The organism is Streptomyces beigongshangae (genome assembly GCF_019710745.1).
Classification (GTDB): domain Bacteria; phylum Actinomycetota; class Actinomycetes; order Streptomycetales; family Streptomycetaceae; genus Streptomyces; species Streptomyces beigongshangae.
In genome coordinates, this window is the sequence record NZ_JAHKJW010000013.1 from 108,576 (window position 1) to 128,222 (window position 19,647).

General features: G+C 71.6%; 19 protein-coding genes. 16 read left to right on the forward strand and 3 right to left on the reverse strand.

Translation table 11 applies throughout. The annotated features are described in order from the left end of the window. The first annotated feature begins 2 nt into the window (after positions 1-2). The 16 genes from pafA to KM933_RS12855 all read left to right on the forward strand — a co-directional run bounded on the left by pafA (position 3) and on the right by KM933_RS12855 (position 16,541). Positions 3-1,364 (forward strand): Pup--protein ligase, encoded by a 1,362-nt coding sequence (gene pafA, locus KM933_RS12780; RefSeq protein ID WP_221351423.1) that lies wholly within the window; start codon positions 3-5, stop codon positions 1,362-1,364. Positions 1,365-1,566: 202 nt separating this feature from the next. Continuing rightward, positions 1,567-2,574, forward strand: a complete 1,008-nt coding sequence (locus KM933_RS12785) for an FKBP-type peptidyl-prolyl cis-trans isomerase (RefSeq protein WP_221351425.1) — start codon at positions 1,567-1,569, stop codon at positions 2,572-2,574. 111 nt (positions 2,575-2,685) lie between these two features. Beyond that, positions 2,686-3,057, forward strand: coding sequence for an FKBP-type peptidyl-prolyl cis-trans isomerase (locus KM933_RS12790; RefSeq protein WP_221351427.1), 372 nt, complete (start codon positions 2,686-2,688; stop codon positions 3,055-3,057). Between the two features lie 365 nt (positions 3,058-3,422). Further along, a complete protein-coding gene (locus tag KM933_RS12795; RefSeq protein ID WP_221351429.1) occupies positions 3,423-4,376 on the forward strand; it encodes a helix-turn-helix transcriptional regulator in 954 nt (317 codons plus the stop codon). A 15-nt stretch (positions 4,377-4,391) separates the two neighbouring features. Next, the gene (locus tag KM933_RS12800; protein ID WP_221351431.1) at positions 4,392-5,543 is read left to right on the forward strand and encodes a helix-turn-helix transcriptional regulator; all 1,152 of its coding nucleotides are present in this window, start codon (positions 4,392-4,394) and stop codon (positions 5,541-5,543) included. After that, the gene (locus KM933_RS12805) at positions 5,540-5,842 is read left to right on the forward strand and encodes a hypothetical protein (RefSeq protein ID WP_308013363.1); all 303 of its coding nucleotides are present in this window, start codon (positions 5,540-5,542) and stop codon (positions 5,840-5,842) included. The genes KM933_RS12800 and KM933_RS12805 overlap by 4 nt, the downstream gene beginning before the upstream one ends. 9 nt (positions 5,843-5,851) lie before the next feature. After that, positions 5,852-6,046, forward strand: a complete 195-nt coding sequence (locus KM933_RS12810) for a hypothetical protein (RefSeq protein ID WP_221351433.1) — start codon at positions 5,852-5,854, stop codon at positions 6,044-6,046. 260 nt (positions 6,047-6,306) lie between these two features. After that, positions 6,307-6,594 (forward strand): Sec-independent protein translocase subunit TatA, encoded by a 288-nt coding sequence (tatA, locus tag KM933_RS12815; RefSeq protein ID WP_221351434.1) that lies wholly within the window; start codon positions 6,307-6,309, stop codon positions 6,592-6,594. 47 nt (positions 6,595-6,641) lie between these two features. Further along, positions 6,642-7,598, forward strand: coding sequence for a twin-arginine translocase subunit TatC (tatC, locus tag KM933_RS12820; RefSeq protein ID WP_221351436.1), 957 nt, complete (start codon positions 6,642-6,644; stop codon positions 7,596-7,598). Between the two features lie 30 nt (positions 7,599-7,628). Next, positions 7,629-8,519, forward strand: coding sequence for a diacylglycerol kinase (locus KM933_RS12825; protein ID WP_221351438.1), 891 nt, complete (start codon positions 7,629-7,631; stop codon positions 8,517-8,519). A gap of 60 nt (positions 8,520-8,579) precedes the next feature. Further along, entirely contained in the window at positions 8,580-11,438 is a 2,859-nt protein-coding gene (locus KM933_RS12830) for a DEAD/DEAH box helicase (protein WP_221351440.1), read from the forward strand. Between the two features lie 423 nt (positions 11,439-11,861). Continuing rightward, positions 11,862-13,478 (forward strand): sensor histidine kinase, encoded by a 1,617-nt coding sequence (locus tag KM933_RS12835; RefSeq protein WP_221351442.1) that lies wholly within the window; start codon positions 11,862-11,864, stop codon positions 13,476-13,478. Further along, positions 13,475-13,882, forward strand: a complete 408-nt coding sequence (locus tag KM933_RS12840) for a roadblock/LC7 domain-containing protein (protein WP_107019841.1) — start codon at positions 13,475-13,477, stop codon at positions 13,880-13,882. The genes KM933_RS12835 and KM933_RS12840 overlap by 4 nt, the downstream gene beginning before the upstream one ends. Continuing rightward, positions 13,879-14,304 (forward strand): DUF742 domain-containing protein, encoded by a 426-nt coding sequence (locus KM933_RS12845; RefSeq protein ID WP_221351444.1) that lies wholly within the window; start codon positions 13,879-13,881, stop codon positions 14,302-14,304. Before KM933_RS12840 ends, KM933_RS12845 begins: the two co-directional genes overlap by 4 nt. Next, positions 14,285-14,899, forward strand: a complete 615-nt coding sequence (locus KM933_RS12850) for a GTP-binding protein (protein ID WP_221351446.1) — start codon at positions 14,285-14,287, stop codon at positions 14,897-14,899. The genes KM933_RS12845 and KM933_RS12850 overlap by 20 nt, the downstream gene beginning before the upstream one ends. A 160-nt stretch (positions 14,900-15,059) precedes the next feature. Then, positions 15,060-16,541 (forward strand): cytochrome P450, encoded by a 1,482-nt coding sequence (locus KM933_RS12855; protein ID WP_221351448.1) that lies wholly within the window; start codon positions 15,060-15,062, stop codon positions 16,539-16,541. On the opposite strand, the gene KM933_RS12860 is transcribed toward KM933_RS12855, so the two are convergent. From KM933_RS12860 to KM933_RS12870, 3 genes are all read right to left on the reverse strand, one after another. Further along, a complete protein-coding gene (locus KM933_RS12860) occupies positions 16,535-17,491 on the reverse strand; it encodes an RluA family pseudouridine synthase (protein ID WP_221351450.1) in 957 nt (318 codons plus the stop codon). The two genes, KM933_RS12855 and KM933_RS12860, sit on opposite strands and share 7 nt — an antisense overlap. A 128-nt stretch (positions 17,492-17,619) precedes the next feature. Next, positions 17,620-18,465, reverse strand: a complete 846-nt coding sequence (locus tag KM933_RS12865; RefSeq protein WP_221351452.1) for a siderophore-interacting protein — start codon at positions 18,463-18,465, stop codon at positions 17,620-17,622. 120 nt (positions 18,466-18,585) lie between these two features. Next, positions 18,586-19,533 (reverse strand): 5'-3' exonuclease, encoded by a 948-nt coding sequence (locus tag KM933_RS12870; RefSeq protein WP_260333472.1) that lies wholly within the window; start codon positions 19,531-19,533, stop codon positions 18,586-18,588. Positions 19,534-19,647 lie beyond the last annotated feature (114 nt).

Consider the following 19,647-nt stretch of genomic DNA (forward strand, 5'->3'; position numbering starts at 1 on the left):
TCATGGACCGCCGCATTTTCGGGCTGGAGAACGAGTACGGCGTCACGTGTACGTTCAGGGGACAGCGGCGTTTGTCTCCCGACGAGGTGGCGCGGTACCTCTTCCGCCGTGTCGTGTCATGGGGCCGCAGCAGCAATGTCTTTCTGCGAAACGGCGCCCGCCTCTATCTCGACGTGGGATCGCATCCGGAATACGCCACCCCCGAATGTGACAACCTGACGGAACTCGTCACCCACGACAAGGCCGGCGAACGCATTCTGGAAGGACTCCTGGTAGACGCGGAGCGACGCCTGCACGAGGAAGGAATCGCGGGCGACGTCTACCTCTTCAAGAACAACACCGACTCGGCGGGCAACTCCTACGGCTGCCACGAGAACTATCTGGTGGCCCGTCACGGGGAGTTCTCCCGGCTCGCGGACATCCTCATCCCCTTCCTCGTCACGAGGCAGCTCCTCTGCGGTGCCGGCAAGGTGCTGCAGACCCCGCGCGGCGCGGTGTACTGCGTCAGCCAGCGGGCCGAGCACATCTGGGAGGGCGTCTCCTCGGCGACGACCCGCTCCCGGCCGATCATCAACACCCGCGACGAACCGCACGCGGACGCGGAGCGCTACCGCAGGCTGCACGTCATCGTCGGCGACTCGAACATGTCCGAGACGACCATGCTCCTCAAGGTCGGCGCCACCGACCTGGTGCTGCGCATGATCGAGGCGGGCACGGTGATGCGCGACCTGACCCTGGAGAACCCGATCCGGGCGATCCGCGAGGTCAGCCACGACATCACGGGGCGCCGCAAGGTGCGCCTGGCCAGCGGCCGGGAGGCGTCCGCCCTGGAGGTGCAGCGCGAGTACTACGAGAAGGCCGTGGACTTCGTGGAGCGCCGCGGCATCCGCACCGGGGTCGTGGAGCAGGTCCTGGAGCTGTGGGGCCGCACACTGGACTCGATCGAGTCCGAGGACCTGGACCGGATCGGCACCGAGATCGACTGGGTCATGAAGTACAAGCTCATCGAGCGGTACCGCGCCAAGCACAACATGACGATGTCGCACCCGCGCGTCGCCCAGATAGACCTCGCCTACCACGACATCCACCGTCGCCGGGGTCTGTACTACCTGCTGGAGAAGCGCGGCCAGGCCGCGAGGATCTGCAACGACCTGAAGATCTTCGAGGGCAAGTCCGTGCCGCCGCAGACCACTCGGGCCCGGCTGCGCGGCGACTTCATCCGGCGCGCGCAGGAACAGCGCCGCGACTTCACGGTCGACTGGGTGCACCTGAAGCTCAACGACCAGGCGCAGCGCACCGTGTTGTGCAAGGACCCGTTCCGTTCCGTCGACGACCGGGTGGAGAAGCTGATCGCCGGAATGTGAGCCCCCGCGTGTGTGCTCGTGAGGCATGACGCGGGACAGGACGCGGGGCACCTCCCGCCCGTCCCCCGGCCGCCGGAGCGGACGGCGCGGGGACGGTGGAACGCAACACAGGGCGCCGTACGTTTCCCGTACGGCGCCCTTCTCACGTCGTAGAGTTGCGCGCACGCCATCAACCAAGATCGACTGATACGAGGCCCCCACCGTGCGCCGACGCTCACTTCTCATCGCCGCCCCCGCCGGACTCCTCGCCCTCGCCGGATGCGGTGACGACGGCAAGTCGGACAAGGCGGAGGCCGGCGACAGCCCGTCCCCCTCGGGTTCGCCGTCGTCCTCGGCCGCCCCGCCGCCGAAGATCGTCGACGGGCCGCTGCCGGCCGTGACCGCCGGGCAGAAGTTCGGCGCCAAGCCGACCGTGGCCAAGGGCAGCGGCGACCCGTCGAAGGACCTCGCGGTCAAGACGCTGGTCGCGGGCACGGGCCGGACGGTCGCGGAGAACGACTACGTCCAGGCCCACTACCTCGGGCAGGTCTGGTCCTCGGCGAAGGTCTTCGACAACTCCTACGACCGCAGGACGCCGCTGCTCATCCAGCTGGCGCAGGGGCAGATCATCGACGGCTGGCGCTACGCCCTCACCGGTAGGAAGGCCGGCAGCAGGGTCCAGATGGCGGTGCCCCCGACCTGGGGCTACGGCACGTCGGGCAATGAGCAGGCGGGCATCAAGGGCACCGACACGCTGGTCTTCGTCGTCGACGTCCAGGAGGTGTTCAACGGCAAGAGCTCCGCCAAGGGCGCGGTCGTCGCGCAGGACGACATCGACCTGCCGAAGGTCGGCACCAACACCGACGGCAAGGCCCCCTCCATCGACGTGCCGAAGAAGGCCGCGCCGAAGAAGCTCGTGGCGAACTACGTCATCGAGGGCGACGGGGACGAGGTCGGCGAGAACGAGACCGTCCTGGTGCAGTACAAGGGCGTGCTGTGGGCGGACGGCAAGGAGTTCGACTCCACGTACAGCCGCGGGCAGCTCACGTCGTTCTCCCTGCAGCAGGTCGTCAAGGGCTGGGGGCAGGGCCTGGCCGGCAAGAAGGTCGGCAGCCGCGTCGTGATCGTGATCCCGCCGAGCCTGGGGTACGGGGACAACCCGCCGCAGGGCAGCGGCATCAAGAAGGACTCGGTGCTCGTCTTCACCGTCGACATCCTCGCGAAGATGTGACCGGCGTCCTCGCGAGGATGTGACCTCTCCGGGAATGCGAGACTGTCCGTGTTGCCTTGTTGTACGAAGGCGTCGCCAGACATGTGCCGCACACGAGCAGGAGCCTGAAACGTGAGCATCGAGAAGCCCGAGATCGACTTCCCGGGCGGCGAGCCCCCCAAGGATCTCGAGATCAAGGACATCTGGGAGGGCGACGGCCCGGTGGCCAAGGCGGGCGACACCGTCTCCGTCCACTACGTCGGCGTGGCCTTCTCCACGGGTGAGGAGTTCGACGCGTCCTGGAACCGCGGTACGCCGCTCAGCTTCAAGCTGGGTGTCGGCCAGGTCATCGCCGGCTGGGACCAGGGCGTGCAGGGCATGAAGGTCGGCGGCCGCCGCCAGCTGACCATCCCGGCGCACCTCGCGTACGGCGACCGCGGCGCCGGCGGCCGTATCGGCCCCGGCGAGACGCTGATCTTCGTCTGCGACCTCGTCGGGGTCTGAGCGCTCACGGGGAACCGGGGTCCGGTTCCCCGCGGGGGACCGGGGTCCGAGCCCTTGCGGGGAGCCGGCCTCCGAACCCTCGCAGGGGATCGGCGTCCGGGCCCCCGCCCGGAGTCGGCCTCTGAGCCCTCGCGGGACCGGGGTCCGAGCCTCGCGGAGGGCCGGTCCGGGCCGGACCGCGGGCACTCCGCGGTCCGGTCCGGGTGAGGACCGTCGACGGTCGCTCCCCGTTCGCCGTGTGATCGCGGTCCGACCGGATCCGATCACTCGGGGCCCATGCCCGCCCGGGCGTGGGCCCTCGGCTTTTGCCACGACACCCCGGGGCGGTACGGTCGTCGGTCGGAAGCACCACAGGAAGGGCGTCGATGGCCATTGCCAAGGCGGAGCGGCTGATGAACCTGGCGCTGTGTCTGCTCGGGACGCGGCGACCGCTCAGCAAACGCGAGCTCCGCGAGTCCATCGAGGCGTACCTGGAAGCGGGCTCGGACGACTCCTTCAACCGGATGTTCGAGCGCGACAAGGACGACCTGCGCGAGCTCGGCCTGGTCATCGAGACGGTGGAGAACCTCGACGGCGAGGTCGGCTACCTGGCGCGCCGCGACAGCAACCGGCTGCCGCCCATCACGCTCGACGCCGAGGAGGCCGCCGCCCTCGGCCTGGCCGCCAAGGTCTGGCAGCAGGCCCGGCTGGCGGGCGCGGCGAGCGGCGCCCTGCAGAAGCTGCGCGCCGCGGGCCTGCCCGAGGCCGTCGACCCGTACGAGCCCCACGGCGCCCTGGAACCGCGCATCCCCGTGCACGAGGCCGCCTTCGAGCCGCTGATGCTCGCCTGCCGCGACCGGCGGCCCGTCACCTTCGACTACCGCAAGGCGTCCGCGGCCCGCCCCGGGCCCCGGCACGTGGAGCCGTGGGCCCTGGAGTGCTGGCGCGGCCACTGGTACCTGGCCGGCTGGGACCGCGACCGGGGGGCCGAGCGCGTCTTCAGGCTGTCCCGGATCACCGGCAAGGTCCGCGCCCGCAGCGGCCGCTACACGGCCGAGGTGCCCGACGTCGTGACCGTGCGGGAGACCGTCGCGAGCTGGGCGGGGGACATCACCGACCGCTCGGCGCGGATCCGGCTGCGGGCCGGCTCCGGCTACCCGCTGCGCGCCAGGGCGGCGTCGGTGCGGGAACTGGGCGACGGGTGGGACGAACTGGAGATTCCGTACGGGCACGGTCTGGACGCCTGGCTGGTGGAGTTCGGGCCCGACGTGGTGGTCCTGGAACCGGCCGAGCTGCGGGCCGACGTCGTGGACCGGCTGCGCGCCGTGGCCAAGGGCTGAGGGGGACACAGGAAAGTGGCAGGCAAACCGGCCAGGCCCACGAACGCGATCGACCAGACGAGGCGGATGCTCTCCCTGGTGACGTATCTGCGCGAGCGCCCCGGCGCGCGGATCGAGGACGTGGCGCGGGCCTTCGGGATCACCGAGGACGAGCTGATCTCCGACCTCGACGTGCTGCCGCTGTGCGGAACCAGTTTCCGGGGCGGCGACCTGCTCGACATCGACACCGACGGCGACCGGATCTGGTGGCACAACCCGGACGACGTCGCGGAGCCGCTGCGGATCGCCGCCGACGAGGCGACGGCGCTGCTGGTGGCCGCGCGGGCCGTGTCGACCCTGCCGGGCCTGCGCGAGGGCGACCGGCAGGCGCTGCTGCGGGCCACCGCGAAGGTGGAGGCCGCCTCGGGCGAGGCGGCGGGCGCCAGCTCCCGCCTGTCGGTCACCTTCGAGGCGGAGGGCGGGGTCTTCGCGGACGTCGACCGCGCCATCTCCGAGCGGCGCAGACTGTGGATCCGCTACTACTCGCCCTCGCGCGACGAGCTCAGCGAGCGCGAGATCGACCCGATCCGCCTGGTCAGCGTCGGGCACACCTACGTGGAGGCGTGGTGCCGGCGCTCCGAGGCGCGGCGCACCTTCCGGCTGGACCGGGTCGCCGAGATCAGGATCCTCGACGAGCCGTCCGTGCCACCCGAGATCGAGCTGCGGGACCTGTCGGAGGGGCTGGTGCAGCCGGCCGCCGAGGACCCCGAGGTGGTGGTGGAGGTCGGCCCCGCCGGGCGCTGGGTCGCCGAGTACTACCCCCACGACAGCGCCGAGGAGCTGCCGGACGGCGGTCTGCGCATCACCCTGCGCACCCCGGACCCGGCGTCGCTGCGCCGCCTCGCGCTGCGCCTCGGGCGCGACGGCCGGATCGTCTCGCCGCCGGAGGTCGCCGACAGCGCCCGCCGGGCGGCCCGCGAGGCGCTCGCGGCCTACGACGGACCGCAGGACGGGTACGACGACGAGGACGACCGGCCGGGGGCCCTTCCCGGCTTCCCCGGCCTCCCCGCGGTGCCCCGGGCCGGCGACCCGGGGGCTCCTCCCGGCGGCGGGGGAGCGCGGCACCCGGAGGACGGGCCGCACGGAGTCCATGACGGGCTGTACGACAGGCAGGAGCAGGGGCTGTGAGCGGATCGGCACCGTCCGGTGCGGACGGGATGTCCGTGGCGTCCGCGTTCTCCGGGATGACGGGGGTGGAACCCGTGGTCTTCAAGGCCGCCTGCCCCGACTGCCGGACCGGCCTCGAGCTCTCCGCGAGCGCTCTGCGCCTGGTCGTCGGCGCCACGCACCGGACCACCTTCTACTCCTTCACCTGCCCGCAGTGCCGCACGGCGGTGCGCAGACCCGCCGGGGAGCGCATCGTCGAGCTCCTCACCGGGGGAGGCGTACGGGCCCTGCGGCTGCACGCGACGGGCCGGGGGGCATAGGGTCGGGTCATGTTCTGGCCGATGTTCGCGATCGCTGTGGGTTTCCTGGGAATCGCCGTGCTCGGCGTGCTCGCCGTCCGGGTCTTCGTGGAGGCGGAGCGTCTGGGCAGGCAGGTCGACGCGTCCGCGCGCCGTATCAACCGCGCGGCCGAGGACCTGGAGCACGCCTCCGTCGCGGTGGGCCGTTCCGCGGACGCCCTCTGAGACGTACCGCCCGCACCCTTCGAGCCACCGCGACCTGTCGATCCGGACCGCTGCGACCTGTCGATCCGGCGGGATCGGCGGGTACGCTGCTGATCGCGGCCCGGAGAGCGAGGCGCGGACCGCGAACCGGGAGTACGCACAGGGATTGCCCCACGTTCACCCCTGGGCGTTACGATCGCTGCCAGTGCGATCGGCGGACGGATGTCCGACCGGTCGGGCAGCAACCCCACCAAGCCGCCTCGGTGAGAAGGTAAAAGCTTATGTTCGGAGGAAGGCTCGGCGCTCCCGAGATCATTCTCATTCTCGTCGTCATCATCCTGCTGTTCGGCGCGAAGAAGCTTCCCGACATGGCCCGCTCCCTGGGCAAGTCCGCCCGCATCCTCAAGAGCGAGGCCAAGGCGATGAAGTCCGAGGGCAAGGACGACAGCGCCGCCCCGGCCGCGCCGCCGCACGACGACCAGCAGCCGCACCGCACCATCCAGGCCGCGCCCGGTGACGTGACCAGCTCCCGCCCGGTCACCGAGCCGACGGACACCACCAAGCGCTGACGCAGGGCCGGTGCCCTCCGGCCCGCCGCACGAGATGGGAACGTGGGTTGCTCAAGTCCGCCCGCAAGAAGGAAGAGAAGGATCCGGAGGGGCGGATGCCCCTCGCGGAGCACCTCCGTGAGCTCCGCAACCGGCTCGCGAAGGCGATGCTGGCCATCGTCCTGGTCACGGTCGTCGCCGCCTTCTTCTACAACGACATCATCAACTTCTTCACCGAGCCGATCCTCAAGGAGGTCGGCTGCGACCAGACCTTCGAAGAGCTGGCGACGTCGAAGTCCACCGACCCGTGCGCGCGGATCACGATCAACGGCCTGCTGACGCCCTTCACGCTGGCCCTGAAGGTGTCCCTGATGGCCGGTGTCGTGCTGGCCGCACCGGTCTGGCTCTACCAGCTCTGGGCGTTCGTCGCGCCCGGTCTGCACCGCAGCGAGAAGAAGTACGCCTACGCGTTCGTCGCGTCGGGCTTCCCGCTCTTCCTCGGCGGTGCCTTCTTCGCCTACAAGGTGCTCCCCACCAGCGCGAAGGTCCTGATCGAGTTCACGCCCTTCGGCGTCGACAACCTGCTGCCCCTGGACGACCTGCTCGACCTCGTGACCCGCATGGTCGTCGTCTTCGGGCTCTCCTTCGAGCTGCCGCTGCTCCTCGTGATGCTCAACATGACCGGAGTGATCACCGGGAAGCGCATGGCCGGCTGGTGGCGCGGCATGATCATGGGCATCACCCTGTTCGCCGCGATCGCCACGCCCAGCACGGACCCGCTGACGATGCTGGCGCTCGCCGGGCCCATCTGGATCCTGTACTTCGCGGCCACCGCCTTCTCGCTGCTGAACGACCGGCGCAGGGCCCGTCGCGAGGCCGCCGGACCGGCCGACGACGAGGCTTCCGAGCTGGACCTCACGCCCGAGGACATCGGCGAGATCGAGCCCGTGACGGCGAACCGCGCACTGCCCGCACAGGCGAACCCCGAGCGGGAGCGGATCAACGGTTACGACGACGTGACCTGACGTCGCCGGGCGGCCTTGTAGGGTCCGGCCGTGACCAGCGAGATCACCCTCTTCGTCAACCCCGCCGCGGGACGCGGCCGGGGCGCCCGCGCGGCGCGGCCGGCCGCCTCGGCGCTGCGGGCGGCCGGCTTCCGCGTCCGCACGGTCCTGGGCGGGAACGCCCAAGAGGCCCTCACGCGTGCGCGCCGCGCCGTCGAGGCAGGCACCGGGGCCCTGGTGGCCGTCGGCGGCGACGGCATGGCCCACCTCGCCCTCCAGGCCGTCGCCGGGACGCGTACGCCCCTGGGGCTGGTCGCCGTGGGCACCGGGAACGACTTCGCGCGGACCCTGGGACTGCCCGTGCGGGACCCGGCCGCCGCGGGGCGCGTGGTCGCCGGGGTGCTCAAGGGGGCCGGGCCGCGGGACATCGACCTCGGACGGGTGGGCGGCACCTGGTTCGGCACGGTCCTCGCCTCCGGTTTCGACTCGCGGGTCAACGACCGCGGCAACCGGATGCGGTGGCCCGGCGGCCGGTTCAGGTACGACCTCGCGATGCTCGCCGAACTCGCCGCCCTCAGGCCCCTGCGGTACCGGATCACCCTGGACGACGGCCCGGCCCGGGAGGTGGAGGCGACACTGGTGGCCGTCGGCAACGGATCCTCGTACGGCGGCGGCATGAGGATCTGCGCGGACGCGGACCCCACCGACGGGCTCTTCGACGTCACCGTGGTCGGCGCCTGCAGCCGCACCACCCTGCTGCGCGTCTTCCCGCGGGTCTACCGGGGCACCCACCTGAACCATCCCGTGGTCACCGTGCACCGGGCCGCGCGGGTCGAGCTGGCCGCGGAGGGCGTCACGGGCTACGCCGACGGCGAACCGCTCGGGCCGCTCCCGCTGACCGCGCGGTGCGTACCCGCGGCGGTGCGCGTCGCGGCACCCTGAGCCGCCCCGCGACACGTCCCGGCACCGGGCGGACCGGGATCCACCGGGTCCGATCGGATAATGATCGTCCTGTTGTCAGCGGTGGCCGGTAGTCTCGAAAGCACGATGACAGAGGACCTCTCACCGGCCGAGCGGTACGCGGCAGCACGGAAGCGCGCTGTCGAGCAGGCCACCGCGCTCGCCGGCTTCCGCGAGATGTACGACTTCGGCCTCGACCCCTTCCAGATCGAGGCGTGCAGAGCCCTTGAGGCGGGCAAGGGAGTCCTGGTGGCGGCGCCCACCGGCTCGGGCAAGACGATCGTCGGCGAGTTCGCCGTCCACCTGGCCCTCCAGCAGGGCAAGAAATGCTTCTACACGACACCCATCAAGGCCCTGTCGAACCAGAAGTACGCCGACCTCTCCCGCCGCTACGGCGCGGACAAGGTCGGCCTCCTCACCGGCGACAACAGCGTCAACCCCGACGCCCCGGTGGTCGTGATGACCACCGAGGTGCTGCGCAACATGCTGTACGCGGGCTCGCGCACGCTCCTCGGCCTCGGGTACGTCGTCATGGACGAGGTGCACTACCTCTCGGACCGCTTCCGCGGCGCCGTGTGGGAGGAAGTGATCATCCACCTCCCCGAGTCGGTCACCCTGGTGTCCCTGTCGGCGACCGTGTCGAACGCCGAGGAGTTCGGGGACTGGCTGGACACCGTGCGCGGCGACACCCAGGTGATCGTCTCCGAGCACCGGCCCGTCCCGCTGTTCCAGCACGTGCTCGCCGGGCGCCGGATGTACGACCTCTTCGAGGAGGGCGAGGGCCACAAGAAGGCCGTCAACCCCGACCTCACACGCCTCGCGCGCATGGAGGCCAGCCGCCCCTCGTACCAGGACCGCAGACGGGGCCGCGCCATGCGCGAGGCCGACCGTGAGCGCGAGCGGCGCCAGCGGTCCCGGACCTGGACGCCGGGCCGGCCCGAGGTCATCGAGCGCCTCGACTCCGAGGGCCTGCTGCCCGCCATCACGTTCATCTTCAGCCGCGCCGCCTGCGAGGCAGCCGTCCAGCAGTGCCTGTACGCGGGCCTGCGGCTGAACGACGAGAACGCCAGGGAACGCGTGCGCTCCCTGGTCGAGGAGCGCACGGCGTCCATCCCGGACGAGGACCTGCACGTCCTCGGCTACTACGAGTGGCTGGAAGGTCTGGAGCGCGGTATCGCGGCCCATCACGCGGGCATGCTGCCGACGTTCAAGGAGGTCGTCGAGGAGCTGTTCGTACGCGGCCTGGTGAAGGCCGTGTTCGCCACCGAGACCCTCGCGCTCGGTATCAACATGCCGGCCCGCTCGGTGGTGCTGGAGAAGCTCGTCAAGTGGAACGGCGAGCAGCACGCGGACATCACCCCCGGCGAGTACACCCAGCTCACCGGCCGGGCGGGCCGCCGTGGCATCGATGTCGAGGGTCACGCCGTGGTGCTGTGGCAGCGCGGTTTCGACCCCGACCACCTCGCGGGACTCGCCGGCACGCGCACGTACCCGCTGCGCTCCAGCTTCAAGCCGTCGTACAACATGGCGGTCAACCTCGTCGAGCAGTTCGGGCGCCACCGCTCGCGCGAACTCCTGGAGACGTCCTTCGCGCAGTTCCAGGCCGACAAGTCGGTCGTCGGGATCTCCCGCCAGGTGCAGCGCAACGAGGAGGGTCTCCAGGGCTACAAGGAGTCCATGACCTGCCACCTCGGCGACTTCGACGAGTACGCGCGACTGCGCCGCGAGCTCAAGGACCGGGAGACGGAGCTGGCCAAGCAGGGCGCCTCGCAGCGGCGGGCGGAGGCGGCCGTCGCACTGGAGAAGCTCAAGCCGGGCGACATCATCCACGTCCCGACCGGCAAGTTCGCCGGGCTCGCGCTGGTCCTGGACCCCGGACTGCCCGCCGGGCGGTCCAACGGCCACCGGGGCTTCGAGCACCACGACGGGCCCCGGCCGCTGGTGCTCACCGCCGAGCGGCAGGTCAAGCGGCTCGCCTCGATGGACTTCCCGGTGCCCGTGGAGGCGCTGGAGCGGATGCGCATCCCCAAGTCGTTCAACCAGCGCTCGCCGCAGTCGCGCCGCGACCTGGCCTCCGCGCTGCGCACCAAGGCCGGGCACATCGTGCCCGACCGGCACCGCAAGAAGCGGGCGGAGGCCGCCGACGACCGCGAGATCGCCCGGCTGCGGACCGCCATCCGGGCCCACCCCTGCCACGGGTGCAGCGACCGCGAGGACCACGCCCGCTGGGCCGAGCGCTACCACCGGCTGCGCCGCGACACCGCGCAGCTGGAGCAGCGCATAGAGGGCCGGACGAACACCATCGCCCGCACCTTCGACCGCATCGTCGCGCTGCTGACCGAGCTGGACTACCTGCGCGGCAGCGAGGTCACCGAGCACGGCAAGCGGCTCGCCCGGCTGTACGGCGAGATGGACCTGCTCGCCAGCGAATGCCTGCGCGAAGGGGTGTGGGAGGGCCTGGAACCGGCCGAGCTGGCCGCGTGCGTCTCGGCGCTGGTGTACGAGTCCAGGGCGGGCGACGACGCCATGGCGCCCAAGCTGCCCTCCGGCAGGGCGAAGGCCGCGCTGGGCGAGATGGTCCGCATCTGGGGCCGGCTCGACGCCCTGGAGGAGGACTTCCGCATCACCCAGACCGAGGGCGTGGGCCAGCGCGAGCCCGACCTGGGCTTCGCCTGGGCGGCGCACCAGTGGGCGTCGGGCAAGGGCCTCGACGAGGTGCTGCGCGAGGCGGAGATGCCCGCGGGCGACTTCGTGCGCTGGTGCAAGCAGGTCATCGACGTGCTCGGGCAGATCTCGGCGGCGGCGCCGGCGTCCACCGGGGGTTCGACGGTGGCGAAGAACGCGCGCAAGGCGGTCGACCAGTTGCTGCGAGGAGTGGTGGCCTACTCGTCGGTGGGCTGAGCCCTCGGGAAGGACGGGACCCGGCGCGCGGGGGCGCCCGGGTCCCGTCCTTCCCCGCCCCGGCGCCCCGCTGGGGCCCGGAAGGACACTTCGCCCCCTCTCCGTGAGGGGTTTTCGTATGCCCGTACGCCATTACCCATCGTGTTCGCATGGAGGCGCAGCGTGCGAATGGGGCAGAGCGTACTCCTGCAACAGGGGTGATTTCAGGCGGTTGCTGAATGTGACATGGCGATGACCCGGTCGGACTAGGCTCGCCCGCAGCGCACCGTCTTGAGGTGCAATCGTGCGTTTGTTCCCAGAAGTTCCGAAGTCCCGAAGTCCCGAAGTCCCGAAGTCCCGAAGTCCCGAAGTCCCGAAGTCCCGAAGTTCTGAAGATCCAACAATCTCCCCGACCTCCCGGTCGACCTGTCTCAGAGGGCATACATGGTGAGTGTTCAATCGCCTCCCGGTGGCCGTGAAGTTCCCTACGCGCGCGTGTTGCTGCTGCCGGCCATAGTGATGGCCGCGGTGACCGGTGCCGCCGTCGCCCTGGTGGCGCAACCGGCCCGGGCGGCCGTCGGCTGGTGCGGCGCCGTGGCGACCCTGCTCGTGATCGCGACGGCGGCCGAGGCGGTCCGCCGCGGCCGGGTCCTGCGCAGGGTGCGGGCCGAGCTGACCCGCCGCGCGGAAGCCATGGAGCGGCGTGTCTCCCTGCACGACGCCGAGATCGACCACCTCCGCGAACAGCTGCTGCCCACCGTCCTCAAGGGGATGCGCGGCGGCCGGTCGCCCGAGGAGGTGGTCCGGCTGGTCGTCGACAGCGACCCCGCCCAGCGGGACATCCCCCGCTCCCAGCGCGCGCTCCTGATCGAGCTGATGAAGATCGTGGACCACGAGGAACTGCAGCGCGAGGCCGCGCAGCGCTCGTTCGTCAACATCGCCCGCCGCGTCCAGGCGATCGTCCACCAGCAGAACGTGGAACTGCGCGAGATGGAGGAGGACCACGGGCGCAACCCCGAGGTCTTCGACGACCTGCTGCGCATCGACCACGGCACCGCGCTGATCGGCCGCCTCGCCGACTCCATCGCCGTGCTCGGCGGCGGACGACCCGGTCGCCAGTGGCCCGCGCCCGTACCGCTGTACAGCGTGCTGCGCGGTGCCATGTCCCGCATCCTGGAGTACCGGCGCATCGAGCTGCACTCCATCGCCAAGGTCAACGTCAACGGCATCCACGTCGAGCCGGTCATCCACGCGGCCGCCGAACTCCTCGACAACGCCACGCGCTACTCGCCGCCGCACACCAAGGTCCACGTCACCGCCGTCGAGGTGCAGACCGGCGTCGCCATCGAGATCGAGGACGCCGGCGTCAGCCTCAGCGAGGAGGCCCGTACCCGCGCCGAACGGATGCTGGAGCGGGCCGCCGCCGGTCCCGACCTCAACCAGCTCGGCGAGGACCCGCGTCTCGGCCTCGCCGTGGTGGGCCGCCTCATGGACATGTACGGCATGCAGGTCTCGCTGCGGCAGTCCGCCTACGGGGGGGTGCGCGCCGTCCTCGTCGTACCGCGCAAGCTCCTCACGACGGACGAGAACGCGCCCGGTCTCGCCCACGGCATCGGCGCCGCGGCGGTGCCGAAGGTCGACTTCGACGGGGTCGAGGGCCCCAAGCGCTCGGAGAAGAAGCGCCGCCCCACCACCGGACCCCGGATCAACGTGCCCGAGGGCACGGAGGACGACGACGTGCCCGAGGTCACCGAGTGGACCGCGGGCGGTCTGCCGCAGCGCCGCAGCAAGGTCAAGGTCCCCTACAGCCAGCGGGTGAGGGAGGCCCGGGCCGCCGCCGCGGAGGCGGAGGCAGCGCGCAAGGAGGGGCGCCCCGTCATCGACTGGACCCGGTCGTCCACCCAGGTGCCCGAGAAGAAGGAAGAGAAGGAACCCGGGCTCTGGGTCGAGGCGTTCATGGCCGGACTCAAGGGCGGGGGCGACGACCGGCAGACGCCCGGAGAGACGAACAGCCCGGCCCGTACCGAGGCCGACGCCGACGACGAGGGGGACCCCAGGTGATCCAGCAGCGCGCCAACTTCGACTGGATGCTCAAGGAACTGTCCGACGGGGTGTACGGCACCCGGCAGGTCGTCGTGCTCTCCGCCGACGGTCTGCGCATCGCCCGGTACGGCGGTGACCCCGACGCCGCCGACCGCATCGCCGCGGCCTGCGCCGGCCTCCAGAGCCTCGCGGGGGCCGTCGCCACGGAGATCCCCGACACCGACGGCAAGATGCGTATGGTGATCATCGAGATGGAGGGCGGCTACTTCTACATGATGGCCGCCGGCCCGAACGCCTATCTCGCGGTCCTGGCGGAGGCCCATGTCGACGCCGGACTCATGAGCGCCCGCATGCGCGACCTCGTCGTCCGGATCGGCGCGCACCTCACGAGTCCCCCCCGGCGGAACGGGCAGACCGTATGAGTCCACCCCAACGACGCCGGCGCACACCCAGGGCGGCGCCGCGGCAGGAGAAACCCGCGCCCCCGCCCGACGGGGGGAACGGCCAGGTCCCGACCCGCGATCCGGAACGGCTGTACGTCGTCACCGGCCAGACCGGGGACGGCGACCGCGCCGAACTCGACCTGGTGACCCTGATCGTGACGTGCGCCGACGCCCCGCCCTCCGCCCAGCCGGAGCAGTCTGCGCTGCTCAGGCTCTGCCGGGCCCCCATGTCCGTGGCCGAGGTCTCGGCCTATCTCCATCTGCCGTTCAGCGTGGTGACGGTACTGCTGACCGAGCTGCTGACGGCTGAACTGGTCCAGGCGCGCGCGCCGGTCGTCCGCGCGGAGCTGCCCGACCGTTCCCTCCTCGAAGCGGTGATGCATGGACTTCAAAAGCTCTGAGACCGTCCCCGGACCCCGCACCGAGGACCACCTCCCGCACACCACCACCGCGGCGGTGAAGATCGTGATCGTGGGCGGGTTCGGGGTCGGCAAGACGACGATGGTGGGGTCCGTCAGCGAGATCAGGCCGCTGACCACCGAGGAGACCATGACGCAGGCCGGTATCGGGGTCGACGACGACTACGGCTCCGAGACCAAGACGGCCACCACCGTCGCGATGGACTTCGGCCGCATCAGCATCACCGACCAGCTGGTGCTGTACCTGTTCGGCACGCCCGGCCAGGAGCGCTTCTGGTTCCTGTGGAACGGCCTGTTCGAGGGCGCCCTGGGCGCCGTCGTCCTGGTCGACACCCGGCGCCTGGAGGTCAGCTTCGACGTCATCGGGCGCCTGGAGGAGCGCGGAGTGCCGTTCGTCGTCGCCGTCAACGACTTCCCGGACGGACCCCGCTACCCCATGGACGACCTGCGGGAGGCGCTCGACCTGTCCGAGGAGATCCCCATGGTGAAGTGCGACGCACGCCGCCGGGCCTCCAGCCGGGACGTCCTGATGACGCTGATGCGCTTCCTGCACTCGATCGCCATGGCCTCCGCGTAGCCGCCCCGCGCAGCCGCACATCGAAACAGCCCCGCGCCCCTCCGGGACCCGGCGCCGGCCACGCAAGCACTGTTCGCGCATCTGCCCCACCTGTCGCATCTGCCCCACCTGTCACACCCGGTACATCCGACACATCGACTCAGCTTCGAAAGCGATCACCGTGACGCCTGAATCCCCCTTCCCGACCGGCACGGACGACCCCGTGTCCGGGCCGCCGCCGAGCTGTCCCGCCCACGGCACGGGCCCCGGCGGACTGCGCCGCCTGTACGGTCCCGAGGCACAGGATCTGGCGGCCCTGTACGAGAAGCTCCGCGCCGAGCACGGCTCCGTCGCACCGGTGCTGCTCCACGACGACGTGCCCATCTGGCTGGTGCTCGGCCACGGCGAGAACCTCCACATGGTCAGCAGCCCTTCGGTCTACACCCGCGACAGCCGCATCTGGACCGCCCTCCTGGACGGCACGGCGGGCCCCGACCACCCGCTGATGCCCCTCATCACCTGGCAGCCCATCTGCTCCCACGCCGAGGGCGACGAGCACCAGCGGCTGCGCGGCGCGGTCATGGGCGCCATGTCGACCATCAACACCCGCGACCTGCGCCGCCACATCAACCACTGGACGCAGGAGCTGGTCAACCAGTTCTGCCGCCGGGGCACCGCCGACCTGGTCTCCCAGTTCGCCGAGCACCTGCCGATGGCCGTGCTGTGCGAGATCCTCGGCATGCCCGAGGAGTACGACGACCGGATCGTGCAGACCACCCGCGACCTGCTCAAGGGCACCGAGACCGCCATCGCCAGCAACGAGTACGTCATGAGCGTGCTGATGCGGCTCACCGTCCGCCGCCGGGCCGAACCCGCCGAGGACTTCACCAGCCACCTCATCGACCACCCGGCCGGCCTCACCGACGAGGAGGTGGGCCAGCACCTGCGCCTCGTCCTCCTCGCCGCGTACGAGGCCACGGCGAACCTCCTCGCCAACGTGCTGCGCGTGGTGCTCACCGACCCGGGCTTCCGCGCCCAGCTCAACGGCGGTCAGATGACCGTCCCGCAGGCGGTGGAGCAGTCCCTGTGGAACGAGCCGCCGTTCAGCAACGTCCTCGGCTACTTCGCCAAGCAGGACACCGAGCTGGGCGGGCAGCGCATCCGCAAGGGCGACGGGCTGCTGCTGGGGATGGCGGCGGGCAACGTCGACCCGCACGTCCGCCCGGACCTGACGGCGAACATGAAGGGCAACCGCTCGCACCTCGCCTTCGGCGGCGGACCGCACGAATGCCCCGGCCAGGACATCGGCCGCGCCATCGCCGACGTCGGCGTCGACGCGCTCCTCAAGCGGCTTCCGGACGTCCAGCTCGCCGTCCACGAGGACGACCTGCGGCGGACCGCCTCGATCTCCTCGCGCCACCTGGTGGAACTGCCGGTCGTGTTCGCCCCCGCGTCGCCGCAGGACGTCATGGACCGGCCCGGCGTCAGCGAGGTGCCCCGCCCGCGGCCCGACCGGGACACCTCCGGTCCCGCCCCGGACGCCGCACCGGCGCCGCGTCCCACGATCGACCCGCCGGACGCCCTCCACCCCGCCCCGGACCCCGGACCGGGACACCGGCCCGGCGCCTGGCAGCGCCTCGTCCGCTGGTGGCGCGGTTACTGAGCCGGTCCGCCGCCGGCCCAGTCGTCGTGCGCGGACCAGGCCAGGAGGGTCCGCCCGCTGCCGAACGCGTGGTGGTGCCCCGTGACCGGATCGGTGAACTCCAGCACCCGCGCCAGCAGCTGGAGCGGACGCCGGAAGTCACCGGCCGGCACGGGGCCGGTGACCACCGGGTACAGGGGGTCGCCGAGGATCGGCACGCCCAGCGCGTTCATGTGCACCCGCAGCTGATGGGTCTGACCGGTCCGGGGGAGCAGCCGGTAGCGGGCCAGACCGTCCCGGTGCTCCGCCAGCTCGATCCTGGTCTCGGCGTTCGGCTCGCCCGGCACCTCCCGGGCGGCGAGCACCCCCCGCTCCTTGAGGATCCGGCTGCGGACGGTACGCGGCAGCTCCAGCCCCGGCGCGTACGGGGCGACGGCCTCGTACTCCTTGTGCACGAGCCGGTCGCGGAACAGCGTCTGGTAGGCGCCCCGCTCCTCGGGGCGCACCGTGAACATCACCAGCCCGGCGGTCAGCCGGTCGAGCCGGTGCGCGGCCCCGAGCGCCGGCAGCCCCAGCTCCCGCCGCAGCCGCGCGAGCACCGTCTCGGTGACATGGCTGCCCCGGGGTGTCGTGGCGAGGAAGTGCGGTTTGTCGGCCACCACGAGGTGCTCGTCGCGGTGGACGACCTCCACGGGGAACGGCACGCGTTCCTCGTCGGGTGCCTCCCGGTGGAACCAGACGAACATCCCCGGCACATAGACGGTGTCCGGGGTCACGGGCCGGCCGTCCGCCCGCACGATCCGTCCCGCGCCGAGCATCTCGTCGATCACGGCGGCCGGCGGCGCCAGCCGCTCCACCAGGTACTCGCGCACGGTGCGCCACTCCCCGCCACCGGGCAGCCGCACCCGCACGGGATCGACCCCGTCCCGCTGGGGAAGAGGGGAAACCGGAACCGGGGCGCGGCGTCTCACCGGCTCCACCCTATGCAAGGACCGATGCGCCGTGTCTCTCGGGGGCGCGGGGAACTGCGCGCCCGGCCACAGCCGGCCCGCGGACGGGAAACCGGCCCGAGGAACCAGGAAACACGCACCTCGAGGGCTCACGCAGTCGGCGACACGGCCTCCTGCTCCGCCTCGACCTGCGCGTTCCACTCCCGCTTGGCCGCCTGCCACCCGTCCTCGTTGTGCCCCAGCCGCCAGTACCCGGAGATCGAGATGTCCTCCCGCGGCACCCCGTGCTCGACCCGCAGCAGCCGCCGCAGCTCCTTCACGAACCCCGCCTCCCCGTGCACGAACGCGTGCACCCGGCCCGGCGGGAACTCCAGCTCCCGTACGGCGGCCACCAGCGCCTCGCCGACCGGCCGGTCACCGCGGTGCAGCCAGACGACCTCGACATCGGAGTCGATCTTCTGCTCCTCCTCGGGCCCCGCCACCTCCACGAAGGCGCGCACCCGCGCACCGTCCGGCATGGCTTCGAGCGTGGCGGCGATGGCGGGCAGCGCGCTCTCGTCACCGGCCAGCAGATGCCAGTCGGCCCCGGCGTCGGGGGCGTACGCCCCGCCCGGTCCGAGGAACCGCACGAGCTCGCCCGCCCGGACGCGGGTGGCCCACGGCCCGGCGAGGCCCTCGTCGCCGTGGACGACGAAGTCGAGGGTCAGCTCGCGCTGCTCGGGGTCCCAGGCGCGCACCGTGTACGTGCGCGTCACGGGCCACTGCTCGCGCGGGAACTCCTCACGGATCCGCGTCATGTCGAAGGGCTCCGGGTACGTCACACCCTCGGCTCCGAACAGCAGTTTCACGTAGTGGTCGGTGCTGGTGCCCGTGGTGAATCCGGCGAGACCGTCGCCTCCGAAGACCACTCGCTGCATATGAGGGGTCAGTCGCTCGGTGCGGACGACCCGCGCGGAGTGCGGCCTGGGTGCCTTGCGTGCCGGACGCTCTGCCATGACGGCCTCCTGGGTAAGTACGCTAAGGCTTACCTAAGTTAGCACCATCCTTCGTGTGGGACCCCCCGGACACCCGGACTCAGGAGCACCTTGTGGAAACCTCGGGACTCCCGTGTCCCCTCACGCCTCCAGCGTCGACAGCAGTCGCGTCAGCGAGCCGCCGAGACCCCAGCGGGCCGCCAGCGCGTCCAGGGCCGCCGGATCGCGCGGCGCCCGGGGCAGCGCGGTGTCGACGTCCGGCAGGGGTGCGTCGCCGGCCACCCTGACGACCTTCGGCGCGACGGACACGTACGGCCGCGCCTCGTCCAGCCGCCTGCGCTGCGACGGTGTGAGCCGGGCCCCCGGGTCGTCCACCGCCGCCATGATCCCGGCCAGGTCCCCGAACTCGGCCAGCAGCTTGGCGGCCGTCTTCTCGCCGATGCCCGGCACGCCCGGCAGCCCGTCGCTCGGGTCGCCGCGCAGCAGCGCCAGGTCCGCGTACCCCGGCCCGTCGACGCCGTACTTCTCACGCAGCCACGCCTCGTCGGTGATCTGCAGCGTGCCGACGCCCTTGAGCGGGTACAGCACGCGGACCTCCCGCGCGTCGTCGACCAGTTGGTACAGGTCGCGGTCGCCGGTGACGATGTCGACCGGGCCGGTGGCACGGGCGGTGAACGTGCCGATCACGTCGTCCGCCTCGTACCCCTCGACGCCCACGCGCGCGATGCCCAGCGCGTCCAGGACCTCCTCGATGACCGGCACCTGCGGCGACAGGGTGTCGGGCACCTCCTCCTCGTCCGGCCCGGTCGCGGTCTCCGCGGCCACGCGGTGCGCCTTGTACGAGGGGATCAGGTCGACCCGCCACTGCGGACGCCAGTCCGCGTCCATGCACGCCACCAGGTCGTCCGGCCGGTGGTCGCGCACCAGCCGGTCGATGAACTCCAGCAGGCCCCGCACGGCGTTCACCGGGGTGCCGTCCGGGGCCTTCACGGATTCCGGCACCCCGAAGTAGGCCCGGAAGTACAAGGAGGCGGAGTCGAGGAGCATGGTTCGCCGAGGCTGCTGAGTCTGCTGCGTCACGCCCCGCATCATGCCGTACACCACCGACAGCCACCGGCGGTCACCGCCGGGTGCGAACAGCGGCCGAAGAGAGTTCCACGCCCGCCCGGATGTAAACATGGTGTGAACGGGAGCACAGTGCCG